Annotated in this window: 11 protein-coding genes; 8 read left to right on the top strand and 3 right to left on the bottom strand. The window is 68.8% G+C overall.

Going from position 1 to position 12,086, the window contains the following annotated elements; all coding sequences use genetic code 11:
* Positions 1–42: 42 nt before the first annotated feature.
* The 4 genes from FHY06_RS04820 to FHY06_RS04805 are packed head-to-tail and all read left to right on the top strand — an operon-like array spanning position 43 to position 2,235.
* Positions 43–396, top strand: a complete 354-nt coding sequence (locus tag FHY06_RS04820; RefSeq protein WP_126182000.1) for a CidA/LrgA family protein — start codon at positions 43–45, stop codon at positions 394–396.
* Complete coding sequence (locus FHY06_RS04815; protein WP_184603633.1) at positions 397–1,125, top strand: LrgB family protein; 729 nt, start codon at positions 397–399, stop codon at positions 1,123–1,125.
* 7 nt (positions 1,126–1,132) lie between these two features.
* Complete coding sequence (locus tag FHY06_RS04810; protein WP_260310020.1) at positions 1,133–1,717, top strand: GNAT family N-acetyltransferase; 585 nt, start codon at positions 1,133–1,135, stop codon at positions 1,715–1,717.
* A 53-nt stretch (positions 1,718–1,770) separates the two neighbouring features.
* On the top strand, positions 1,771–2,235 hold the full coding sequence (locus FHY06_RS04805) for an OsmC family protein (RefSeq protein WP_184603630.1): 465 nt from the start codon (positions 1,771–1,773) through the stop codon (positions 2,233–2,235).
* Positions 2,236–2,250: 15 nt separating this feature from the next.
* Here the strand turns inward: FHY06_RS04805 and FHY06_RS04800 are convergent, their stop codons facing one another.
* Complete coding sequence (locus FHY06_RS04800; RefSeq protein WP_260310019.1) at positions 2,251–2,988, bottom strand: flagellar brake protein; 738 nt, start codon at positions 2,986–2,988, stop codon at positions 2,251–2,253.
* A gap of 206 nt (positions 2,989–3,194) precedes the next feature.
* A complete protein-coding gene (locus FHY06_RS04795) occupies positions 3,195–4,109 on the bottom strand; it encodes a LysR family transcriptional regulator (protein WP_019652385.1) in 915 nt (304 codons plus the stop codon).
* 203 nt (positions 4,110–4,312) lie between these two features.
* Here FHY06_RS04795 and FHY06_RS04790 point away from each other — a divergent pair, with 203 nt between their 5' ends.
* From FHY06_RS04790 to FHY06_RS04775, 4 genes are all read left to right on the top strand, one after another.
* Positions 4,313–5,197, top strand: coding sequence for an alpha/beta hydrolase (locus FHY06_RS04790; protein WP_126181997.1), 885 nt, complete (start codon positions 4,313–4,315; stop codon positions 5,195–5,197).
* A 148-nt stretch (positions 5,198–5,345) separates the two neighbouring features.
* Positions 5,346–6,596 (top strand): efflux RND transporter periplasmic adaptor subunit, encoded by a 1,251-nt coding sequence (locus tag FHY06_RS04785; protein WP_019652387.1) that lies wholly within the window; start codon positions 5,346–5,348, stop codon positions 6,594–6,596.
* Positions 6,597–6,762: 166 nt separating this feature from the next.
* Positions 6,763–10,041: an efflux RND transporter permease subunit gene (locus FHY06_RS04780; RefSeq protein WP_184603626.1), complete on the top strand. Its 3,279-nt coding sequence runs from the start codon at positions 6,763–6,765 to the stop codon at positions 10,039–10,041.
* Positions 10,042–10,066: 25 nt separating this feature from the next.
* Positions 10,067–11,581, top strand: coding sequence for an efflux transporter outer membrane subunit (locus FHY06_RS04775; protein WP_184603624.1), 1,515 nt, complete (start codon positions 10,067–10,069; stop codon positions 11,579–11,581).
* Between the two features lie 162 nt (positions 11,582–11,743).
* Here the strand turns inward: FHY06_RS04775 and FHY06_RS04770 are convergent, their stop codons facing one another.
* Complete coding sequence (locus FHY06_RS04770) at positions 11,744–11,974, bottom strand: hypothetical protein (protein ID WP_019652390.1); 231 nt, start codon at positions 11,972–11,974, stop codon at positions 11,744–11,746.
* Between the last annotated feature and the right edge of the window lie 112 nt (positions 11,975–12,086).

Genomic DNA, 12,086 nt, shown 5'->3' with positions numbered 1-12,086 from the left:
GAACGCCCGGACCAGCCAGAAACCCAAGTACGGAAGAAACAGATGCTCTACGCCATCACCACGCTTTTCCTCTGCCAGCTTGCCGGCGAACTGCTCGTGCAGTGGCTGGGGCTGCCCGTTCCCGGTCCGCTGATCGGCATGGTCTTCCTGTTCATCGGCCTGCTGGTGCGCGGCAGCGTGCCGCAGGTGCTGAGCGACACCTCGGGCCATCTGCTGCGCAACCTGATGCTGCTGTTCATTCCGGCCGTCACTGGCGTGATGCTGCATTTCGAGCGGGTGGGGCGCGAGTGGCTGCCGTTCCTCGCGGCCGGCATCGTGGGAGCGGCCTTCACCATGACGGTCACCGCGCTCACCTTCCGCTGGATGATCCGCATCACCGGCAAGGACGCCCGGTAAATGACGGCGCCCGCGAAGCTCTTCGAGATCTGGGTGTTCCTCGCCCAGTCGCCGCTGCTGTGGCTGTCGCTCACGCTGCTGGCGTACCTGGGCGCGCTGTGGCTGCACACGCGCAGCGGACGCAACCCGATGGTCAACCCGGTGCTGATCTCGGTGATCGTCATCGTCACGGTGCTGCTGCTCACGCGCACGCCCTACGACACCTATTTCGAGGGCGCGAAGTTCGTGCACTTCCTGATCGGCCCGGCCACGGTGGCGCTGGCCGTGCCGCTGTACGGGCAGCTCGAGAGGCTGCGCCGGCTGTGGCTGCCGATCGGCGTGGCGCTCATCGTGGGTTCGGTCGCGGCCATCGTCTCGGCCGTGGGCATCGCCTGGGTGCTGGGCGGCTCGCAAGAGCTGATGATGTCGCTCGCGCCCAAGTCGGCCACCATGCCCATCGCGATGGGCGTGGCCGAGAAAATCGGCGGGCTGCCTTCGCTGGCGGCGGTGGCCGCGGCCGTGGCGGGCATCTCGGGCGCGATCATGGCCACCGGCCTGCTGAACCTGCTCCGCATCAGGGAGCCGGCGGTGCGTGGCTTCGCGGTCGGCATGGCGGCGCACGGCATCGGCACGGCGCGCGCCATCCAGGTGAACGAGACGGCCGGCGCGTTCTCGGCGCTGGCGATGGGGCTCAACGGCATCGCGACCGCGCTGCTGGTGCCGCTGATCGTCAAGCTGATGGGGGCCTAGCGAACCCATGGGCAAGACAGCCGTCGAGCCGCGTCCGATGGAGCTGGTGTGGCCCTCCCGGGCCCGCCTGCCAGGCTACGTCGCGGCGCTCAACCGCGGCTGGTCGCGCGACGAGACGCGGCCGGAGTCGGGCGCCGAGGAGCGCGCCGCCATCGAGGCCGATGCCGACCGCTTCCTCGCGAGCCTGGTGGACCGCGAGGCGAAGGGCGGACGCATCGTCTTGCCCGACGGCTCCAAGGTGCGGCGGCTGCCGGGCTACAAGTGCTGGATGTGGGACGGCGAGTTCTGCGGCAGCATCGACCTGCGCTGGCAGCCGGGCACCGACGCATTGCCGCTCTACTGCCTGGGTCACATCGGCTACAGCGTGGTGCCCTGGAAGCAGCGCAGGGGCTACGCCACACGCGCGCTCGGCGAGATGCTCAGGCTCGCGGCGCGGGAAGGCCTCCGGCGCGTGGAGATCACGACCAGCCCCGACAACTTCGCCTCGCAGAAGGTGATCGTGGCCAATGGCGGCGAGCTGGTCGAGACCTTCGTCACCCAGCCGAGCCAGGGAAGCGTGGCGAAGCTGCGCTACCGCATCGCGCTTGCCTGAGCCGCCCCTGGCGCAGAATCGCACTCCCGCAAACCGAGCCGGAGAAGAATCACATGGCCCAGTACACAGCGGAAGTCCTCTGGCTGCGCGGCGAGCAGGACTTCCTGTCGAACACCTACAGCCGGCGGCATTCGCTGCGCTTCGACGGCGGCGCCGAAGTGGCTGCGTCTTCCTCGCCGCACGTGGTGCCGCTGCCGATGTCCGACGTATCGGCCGTCGACCCCGAGGAGATGTTCGTGGCCTCGCTGTCGAACTGCCACATGCTGTGGTTCCTCACGATGGCGGTGAAGCGCCGCTTCGTGGTCGACCGCTACTTCGACGCGGCCGTCGGCGTGATGGAGAAGAACACCGAAGGAAAGATGGCGATGACGGTGGTCACGCTGCGCCCGCAGGTGAGCTTCTCCGGCGAGAACCTGCCCACGCGCGAGCAGGTCGAGCAGATGCACCACCGGGCGCACGAGGAATGCTTCATCGCCAACTCGGTGAAGACCGAGGTGCGCTGCGAGCCGGTGTTCTGACCCGGCCGCACGGGGTCAGCCGACCAGCGAGCGGCTTTTCATCTCGAGCCGGGTGACGAGGCGCTGCAGCGCGCTTTCCGCGCCCGGTGGCAGCGCCAGGAAGCGGAAGCCCAGCTGGTAGCGCGGCGTGCCGTTGGGTTGCAGGCCGGGGCGCAGCGACACCAGCTCCAGGTCGAGCGTGAGGCGCCCCAGCGCGCCCAGCGACAGTTCGCAGTCCCTCAGGAAGGTGCCTACCGGCAGCGCGGCTGCGCGTTCGTCGCGGGTGCGAAGGCCGACGCCGCCCAGCGACAGGTCCTGTACCTCGAAGGAGAACGCCTCGCCCTGGGGCAGGGTGCCGGAGCAGGTGTACGAATCGGCGATCGGCGCATCCACGCGGAAGTACTCGCGCCGCTGCAGGTAGACCAGCATCTCCGGAAAGTCGGCCTCGAACGCCGGCAGGCCCTCGTAGCGGGTCTCGCGCGGCGAGGCGATGGAGAACTCTATGCGCACGCCGTCCTGCTGGGCTTCGAAGTGGCAGCGCGGCGCCGCCAGCAGGCTCTGGTTCTGCTCGGGCGAGGCGCCCCAGTCGAAGGTGAAGACGCGGGAGCGGGTGTCCACGTCGAGCAGCTGCGTCACCAGGTGGCCGCCCGCGTACTGCACCGTGAGGTTGTCGCGGCGGCTGGCGAGGTTGCGCAGGTGCACGCCGATCTCTACCGGCGTGCGGCGGGCGAATCCGCTGGTGTGCTCGGCTGCATTCGACTGTTCTGTATCCATGAGCTTGTGGTGTGTGTTGTCCGGCGCGCGCATTGCACCGCCGCTCCGGGGGCCTGCCTGCGGACGCCGCTGATCGGGCCGCGGTACGCATGCGGGCGGAATCGGGACGGCTTTTCGGCATCCGGCCGAACTGGTTAACGGCATTTGCCGCCGGGAATTTAGGGCGGCACGGCGAATTGTCGGCCGCAGCTGCTGCGGCCCCGTGGTCAGCGGCGCTGCAGCCTCGGGTTCTTCGCGAAAAGCTCGGCGGCCCAGTCCACGAAGGCGCGCACCTTGGCGCTCAGGTGGCGGTTGGGCGGGTACACCACGTGGATCGGCAGCGGGTCGCGGTGCCAGTCGGGCAGGATCTGCACCAGCTCGCCGCTCTCGAGCAGCGGCTCGGCCATGAAGGTGATGCACTGCGAGATGCCGAAGCCGCCCAGCACCGCGGTGATGTGCGCGTTGCTCTCGTTCACGGACACCCGATAGGGGCCGTTGAGCTCGATCACCTCGTCGCCCTTCTTGAACTCGTGCGGGTACACGCGCCGCGTGGTGCCCGAGAAGTAGCTGACCACGTGGTGGCGCTTCTCGATGTCGTTCGGGTGCTGCGGAATGCCGTAGCGCTTCACGTAGGCCGGCGAGGCCACGGTGACGAAGTCGAGCGTGCCGATGCGCCGCGCCACCAGCGACTGGTCGCTGAGCTCGCCCGCGCGGATCACGCAGTCGACGTTGTCGCTGATGAGGTCGACCGTGCGGTCGCTCACGCCCAGGTCGACCTGGATGTCGGGGTAGCGGTCGCAGAAGGTGGCCAGCGCGGGCAGGATGAGCAGCCTGGCCACCGATGTGCCGACGTCGATGCGCAGCCGCCCCGTGGGGTTGGCCTGCGCGTTCGTCATGCTGGCTTCCATGTCGTCGAAGTCGTTGAGCAGGCGTGCCGCCCGCTCGAAGTAGGCCGCGCCGTCGGGCGTGACCGTGACGCGGCGCGTGGTGCGGTTGAGCAGCTTCACGCGCAGGCGCGATTCGAGCGCCTGAATCTGCTTGGTGACCGTGCCCTTGGGGAGGGCCAGCGAGTCCGCTGCCCGGGTGAAGGTGCCGGCTTCCACGACGCGGACGAAGATCCGCATGGCCTGGATTTGATCCATCGAATGCCTGTTCTGGGTACCCGGCCCACACCGGGGGAGGCGGATTCTCACACAAGGAGACAATTCCCTCCGGTGGCACCGCCTGTTGCCTTGAGCTGTGCTGATTGTTGTCCGTTTGGAAACAGAGTGGGGTCGGCCGGCCTGTTTATGTACAGATCGGCCGACTTATATTTCAACCATCGCCCAAATCCCCGAGGTCGCCCATGTCACCCGTTCCATCGTCCCGTTCTGCCGAAGCCGCCGCCCGCGCTGCGGCGCAAGGCGTGGAAGCCGATCTGTCGATCGAGCTGCCCGGCCGCGAACCGGTCGGTGCCCGCGTGTACGGCCAGCGCGCCAAGGGCGAGGTGGCACCGCTGGTGCTGCATTTCCACGGTGGCACCTTCGTCTGCGGCGGCCTGGACAACGGCCGCAACGTGGCAAGGCTACTGGCCGGCGCGGGCGCGGTGGTGGTCTCGCTGGCCTATCCGCTGGCGCCCCAGTCGCCGTTCCCGGAACCCATCGAAGTGGGCTATGCGGCCCTCGAATGGCTCTACAAGCAGCGCACCAAGCTCGGCGGCAAGGGCTCCCAGGTCTACCTGGCCGGCGAGGAGGCCGGCGGCAACCTGGCGGCAGCCGTGGCGCTGATCGCCCGTGACCGGGCCCATCCGCCGATCGCAGGCCAGATCCTGCTGTCGCCCATGCTCGACCCCTGCGCCGGCACCGCGTCGCTGCGCAATGCCACCAGCGATGCGACCGAGTGCCGCTGGGCCAGCGGCTGGGAGAAATACCTGAGCTGCCCCTCGAACGCCATGCACCCCTACGCGGTGCCCAGCGGCTCGCTGCGGCTGTCGGCGCTGGCACCGGCGCTGGTGCTGGTCGGCGCCGACGACGCGATGCATGATGAGGCGATGACCTTCGCCAACCGCCTGCGCGCGGCCGGCATCGAGGTCACGAGCAGCGTGCTGCCCAGCGCCTCCAACTGGCCGAAGGCGCTGTACGACACCGAGAACACGGGCTGCGTGGCCTGTGAAGCGGCGGTGCAGCAGCACTTCCGCGAGTTCTTCAGCGCGACCACGCCGCCGCCCGCGACGGCCGACCACCCCAGCTAGTTCCCGCCGGTCACCGGCTGCCTGATCGACACGCTGCCAGCGCGGCCGCGTGCCGGGGCCCCTTTTTTCCTGAAATCCCGCCTCCTGGTGCCAAAAGCGCCGGGGTGGCTTGTTGCATCCCAAAAGTCATCGAGAAGGACTGAACATCATGTCGAACAACGAGAAAAAGCTGTCTTCCGCCGCCCGCAAGGGCCTCTGGCCCGCCCTGACCGGCCTCACCGCGCTGCTGGCCGTGGCCGCGGCGGTGGTGGGCATGTACAGCTTCAAGGCCGAAGCCAACAACGCTCCGGCGGCGCCCCAGGCCACGCCGGTGTCGGTCGCCACGGTGGCGGCGAGCGAGATCAACGCCTGGGACGAGTTCTCGGGCCGGCTCGAAGCCGTTCAGCGCGTCGACGTGCGTTCCCGCGTGGCGGGCGCCGTGCAGGCGGTGCACTTCCGTGAAGGCGCACTGGTGAAGCAGGGCGACCTGCTGGTCACCATCGACCCCGCGCCGTACGCGGCCGAGGTCGAGCGCGCCGAGGCGCAGGTGGCTTCCGCGCAGGCCCGCCAATCGTTCAGCCGCAGCGAGCAGGAGCGCGCCAAGCGCCTGTGGGATGACAAGGCCATCGCCCAGCGCGAGTACGACGAGCGCGTGAATGCCGGCCGTGAAGCCGAAGCCAACCTGCGCGCGGCCCAGGCCTCGCTGCAGTCGGCGCGCCTGAACCTGGGCTACACCCAGGTGCGCGCACCGGTGTCGGGCCGCATCGGCCGCATCGAGGTGACGGTGGGCAACCTGGTGGCGGCCGGTCCGGGCGCCCCGGTGTTGACCACGCTGGTGTCGGTGAGCCCGATCTACGCGAGCTTCGATGCCGACGAGCAGGTCATCACCCGCGCGCTGAAGGAACTGCCCAGCGGCTCCAGCGCTCGCGGCCAGATCGAGAGCATCCCCGTGCAGATGGGCACCGCCGGCATGGACGGCACGCCCTTCACCGGCAAGCTGCAGCTGATCGACAACCAGGTCGACGCCCGCAGCGGCACCGTGCGCGTGCGCGCCTCGTTCGACAACAAGGACGGCGCCCTGATCCCCGGCCAGTTCGCCCGCATCCGCATGGGCCAGGCCCGCAACGACACCGCGCTGCTGGTGAGCGAACGTGCCATCGGCACCGACCAGAACAAGAAGTTCGTGATGGTCGTGGGCGAGGACAGCAAGGCTGTCTACCGCGAGGTGACGCTGGGCGCCTCGATCAACGGCCTGCGTGTCGTGAGCAAGGGCCTGAAAGCGGGTGACCGCGTGATCGTCAACGGCCTGCAGCACATCCGCCCGGGCGCGCTGGTGGCGCCGCAGCAAGTGACGATGGACGCCAAGGCGGACCCCAAGCAACAACAACCGGAACGCGTCGCGGAGGCGGCCAAATCTTGAACCACCCCCAGGCTTGCTCACTTCGTGTAGCCGCCAACCCCCTCACGGGGGCAACACCAGCGGCCCGGCAAAGCCGGTTCCGCGGTGTTCCTGGAATGGGAGCCACTTGGATGCTGGGTGCCTGCACACAGCGTGGACCGCGCTCGACGCGGTGGAGTAAACGAACATGAATCTCTCAAAATTCTTCATCGACCGGCCGATCTTTGCCGGCGTGCTGTCGCTCTTGATGCTGATAGCGGGCCTGATCGCGTTGCGCGGTCTGCCGATCTCGGAGTACCCGGAAGTCGCGCCGCCTTCGGTGGTGGTGCGCGCCCAGTACCCCGGTGCCAATCCGAAGGTGATCGCCGAAACGGTGGCCACCCCGCTGGAAGAGCAGATCAACGGCGTCGAAGGCATGCTCTACATGGGCAGCCAGGCGACCACCGACGGCGTGCTCACGCTCACCGTCACCTTCCGCCTGGGCACCGACCCCGACAAGGCACAGCAACTGGTGCAGAACCGCGTCTCGCAAGCCGAGCCGCGCCTGCCCGAGGAAGTGCGCCGGCTCGGCATCACGACCGTCAAGAGCGCGCCCGACCTGACGATGGTGGTCCACCTCGTCTCGCCGAACAACCGCTACGACATCAACTACCTGCGCAACTACGCGGTGCTGAACGTGAAGGACCCGCTGGCGCGCATCGAAGGCGTGGGCCAGGTGCAGATCTTCGGCGGCGGCGACTACTCCATGCGCGTGTGGCTCGACCCGCAGAAGGTCGCGCAGCGCGGGCTCTCGGCTTCCGACGTGGTCGCTGCCATCCGCGGCCAGAACGTGCAGGCCGCGGCCGGCGTGGTCGGCGCTTCACCGGGCCTGTCGGGCGTGGACATGCAGCTGTCGATCAATGCGCAGGGCCGCCTGCAGAGCGAGGAAGAGTTCGGCGACATCATCGTCAAGAGCGGCACCGACGGCGCCGTCACGCGTCTTCGCGACATCGGTCGCCTGGAGATGGGCGCCGCCGACTACTCGCTGCGCTCGCTGCTGAACAACGACCCGGCCGTCGGCATGGGCGTGTTCCAGGCGCCCGGCTCCAACGCGCTCGACATCTCGGCCAACGTTCGCAAGACGATGGCTGAGCTCAACAAGAACATGCCCGAGGGCCTGGAATACCGCATCGCCTACGACCCGACGCAGTTCGTGCGTGCGTCCATCGAGTCTGTGATCCACACGCTGCTCGAAGCCATCATGCTGGTGGTGCTGGTCGTGATCCTGTTCCTGCAGACCTGGCGCGCTTCCATCATTCCGCTGCTGGCCGTGCCGGTGTCGGTGATCGGTACCTTCGCGGTGCTGCACGTGCTGGGTTTCTCGATCAACGCGCTGAGCCTGTTCGGGCTGGTGCTGGCCATCGGCATCGTGGTGGACGACGCGATCGTGGTGGTGGAGAACGTGGAGCGCAACATCGAGGCGGGGCTCACGCCGCGTGAAGGGACCTACCGCGCGATGCGCGAGGTGTCGGGCCCGATCATCGCCATCGCGCTGGTGCTGGTGGCCGTGTTCGTGCCGCTGGCCTTCATCAGCGGCCTGACGGGCCAGTTCTATCGCCAGTTCGCGGTGACCATCGCGATCTCGACGGTGATCTCGGCCATCAACTCGCTGACGCTGTCGCCTGCGCTCGCCGCCTTGCTGCTGCGCGGCCACGATGCGCCCAAGGACGCGCTGACGCGCGGCATGGACCGCGTCTTCGGCTGGCTGTTCCGCGGCTTCAACCGCTTCTTCCATCGCGGCTCCGAGGCCTACAGCGGCGGCGTCAAGCGCGTGATCTCGCGCAAGACCCTGATGCTGGCCATCTACCTCGCGCTGATCGGCGTGACCTTCGGCCTGTTCAAGGCGGTGCCCAGCGGCTTCGTGCCGGCGCAGGACAAGCAGTACCTGATCGGCTTCGCCCAGCTGCCCGACGGCGCGACGCTGGACCGCACCGACGAGGTGATCCAGCGCATGGGCGACATCATGAAGAAGAACCCGAACGTGGAAGACGCCATCGCCTTCCCGGGCCTGTCGATCAACGGCTTCACCAACAGCTCCAACTCGGGCATCGTGTTCGCCACGCTCAAGCCCTTCGACCAGCGCAAGCGCGCCGACCAGAGCGGCGGTGCGGTGGCAGGGCAGCTGAACCAGGCCTTCGCGGGCATCCAGGACGCCTTCATCGTGATGTTCCCGCCGCCGCCGGTGGCGGGCCTGGGCACCACGGGCGGCTTCAAGCTTCAGCTGGAAGACCGCGGCTCGGTGGGCTACGACCAGATGGACGCGGCGGTGAAGGCCTTCATGGCCAAGGCCTACCAGGCGCCCGAGCTGGCCGGCATGTTCACCAGCTGGCAGGTCAACGTGCCGCAGCTGTACGCCGACATCGACCGCACCAAGGCCCGCCAGCTCGGCGTGCCGGTGACGGACATCTTCGACACCATGCAGATCTACCTCGGCAGCCTGTATGCGAACGACTTCAACAAGTTCGGCCGCACGTACTCCGTGCGCGTCCAGGCCGATGCGCCTTACCGCGCCCGTGCCGAGGACGTCGGCCTCCTGAAGGTGCGCTCGACCTCGGGCGAGATGGTGCCGCTGTCGGCGCTGATGAAGGTGAACTCGACCTTCGGGCCCGAACGCGCCATGCGCTACAACGGCTACCTCGCCGCCGACATCAACGGCGGCCCGGCGCCGGGCTATTCCTCGGGCCAGGCGCAGGACGCGATCGTCAAGATCGCGGCCGAGACGCTGCCCAAGGGCGTGACCTTCGAGTGGACCGAGCTGACCTACCAGGAGATCCTGGCCGGCAACTCAGCCTTCCTGGTGTTCCCGCTGGCCATCCTGCTGGTGTTCCTGGTGCTGGCTGCCCAGTACGAGAGCCTGACGCTGCCGATCGCGATCATCCTGATCGTGCCCATGGGCATCCTGGCCGCGATGACCGGCGTGTGGATCTCGGGGGGCGACAACAACGTCTTCACGCAGATCGGGCTGATCGTGCTTGTCGGGTTGAGTGCGAAGAACGCGATCCTGATCGTGGAGTTCGCACGGGAGCTCGAGTTCGCCGGCCGCACGCCCGTGCAGGCCGCGATCGAGGCCAGCCGCCTGCGCCTGCGCCCGATCCTGATGACCTCGCTGGCCTTCGTGATGGGCGTGCTGCCCCTCGTGCTGTCCACCGGCGCGGGCTCGGAGATGCGCAAGGCGATGGGCGTGGCGGTGTTCGCCGGGATGATCGGCGTGACGGCCTTCGGCCTGTTCCTGACGCCGGTGTTCTACGTGCTGATGCGCCGCCTCGCGGGCAACCGCCAGCTCAAGCTGCACGGCCAGGTGCCGCATGGCGAGGACTTCGTGTCGGCCGGCCATCCCGCTGCGCCTGCATCGCACGGCGGCTCGGGCGGCGGCGGACTGAATCCGGTGCCTGCGTCGCCGCGTCCCTCGCACGGTTCGCATGACTGATGTATCGAGAAGAAGAAAGCTGATCATGAAACTCTCAGTACAACCCTTGGTGAAGCCCGTCCACATGCTTCGCACGGCCCTGGTGCCGCTGATGGCCGCCCTGGTGCTGGCCGGCTGTGCCACCGTGCCCTCGGGCCTGCCCGAGATCACGACCACCGCCCAGTTCAAGGAGCAGGGCAAGGAGCAGCAGCAGGGCGTCACGCCGCCCGCCGGCTTCACGCGTGCAGTGCCTGCAGAGGCGCAGCCGCGCGGCGCCTGGTGGCTGGCGTTCAATGACCCGGTGCTCAATTCGCTGGTCGAGAAGGCCGACGTCGGCAACGGCAACATCCAGGCCGCCGCCGCGCGGCTGGCCGAGGCCCGCGCGCTGGCGCGCAGCGCCAATGCCGACCGCCTGCCGCAGATCGGCCTGGGCGCCGGCGCCAACCGCGGTGCAGGCCTGGACAAGGCCACCGCCAGCACGCGGCCGGCCACGATGACCAACATCGGCGCCACCTTCTCTTATGAGGTCGACCTGTTCGGCCGCCTCTCGGGCGCGAGCAAGGCGGCGAACCTGGACGCGGCCGGCCGCGAGGCGCTGCTGCAGAGCACGCGCCTGGCGGTGCAGGCCGAAACGGCGCAGACCTACCTGCAGCTGCGCGCGCTCGACGCCGAGCGCGTGCTGGTGCGCGAGCAGGTCGAGGCCTACCGCGACACGCTGCGCCTGTCGCAGCGCCGCGAGCAGGCCGGCGACATCGCCGAGCTCGACGTGGCGCGCGTGCAGACCGAGGTGTCGTCCACCGAATCGGACGCGCTCGCGCTCGACCGCCAGCGCGCCCAGGTGGAGCATGCGCTCGCGGTGCTGGTGGGCGATTCGGCCTCCACCTTCGGCCTGAGCAGCGCCGAGTGGTCGACCACGCTGCCGAGCATTCCGCCGGGCGTGCCGGCCACGGTGCTTACGCGCCGCCCCGACGTGTCGGCCGCGCAGAGCGCCGTGCTGGCCGCGCAGGCCCGCGTCGGCGTGGCGCAGGCCGCGTGGTTCCCCGACATCTCGCTGACCGGCGCCGCCGGCTATGCCTCGCCCGAGATCGGCGACCTCTTCAAGTGGTCGGCCCGCTCGTGGGGCGTGGGCGCGCTGCTGTCGCTGCCGATCTTCGACGGCGGCCGCCGCGAGGCCGGCGTGCAGGGCGCCAACGCCCAGCTCGACGGCGCGCTCGCGAGCTACCGCACGCAGGTGCTGGTGGCCTTCCAGGAGGTGGAAGACCAGCTGGCCGCCATCCGCACGCTGCAGGAGCAGTCGGTGGTGCAGGCGCAGGCCGTCACCTCGGCGGCGCGCGCCACCAGCCTGTCGGACACGCGCTACCGCAACGGCTACATCAGCCAGCTCGACCTGCTCGACGCCCGCCGCAGCGAGCTGCGCAACCGTCGCCAGGCGCTGCAGGTGAAGTCGGCCCAGTACCAGGCGGCCGTGGGGCTGGTCCGCGCCATCGGCGGCGGCTGGGACGCGCCGGCGCCGGTGGCTTCGGCGGACGGCGCCCGCACCGCCGTGGCTGCCGCCAGGTAGGTAGGGCCGGCGCGGCTGAGTAGCCGGACGCAGGGGACGCGAAGGATTCGAGAAGGGCGCGGAAGACGTCCAGCTTCTTGTGTTTCTCTTTCGCGGCCGGAAGTCCGCCTTTTTCGAATTGACAGCCTGAACGCCGCAAGGCGGTCTTGCGCCGTCGCAGGTTCAGTCGGTTTCGCCGGCTGTGTCTGCGGCGGCGCTTATTTTTTTGAGTTCCAGCACGCCCATGGCCATGGCGTTGGAATAACTGGTCTGCGCCTGCGGCGCCCGCCGGTAGACCCGGTAGTCCAGGGTTTCGGAGGCTTCGTCTGCGTGGTGGGCCTCGAGCAGGGTCCAGTAGAACTGGCCCGGCTCGGGTTCCTCGACGGTCAGCGCCAAATCGTTCAAGGCTGGCATGGGTCCCTGGGGTGCGTTGTTGTGACAGTGTGCGACGCCAGGGGGTACGCGGGAAAGCGCCGAACGGATTCACCAGTCGCATTTGCAGTGCCCGGGCGTGAAAGATGTCGCA

Source organism: Variovorax atrisoli, from assembly GCF_014195185.1.
Lineage (GTDB): Bacteria > Pseudomonadota > Gammaproteobacteria > Burkholderiales > Burkholderiaceae_C > Variovorax > Variovorax atrisoli.
The sequence above is the reverse complement of the archived record's forward strand: the minus strand, read 5'-3'. Positions and strand labels throughout refer to the sequence as shown.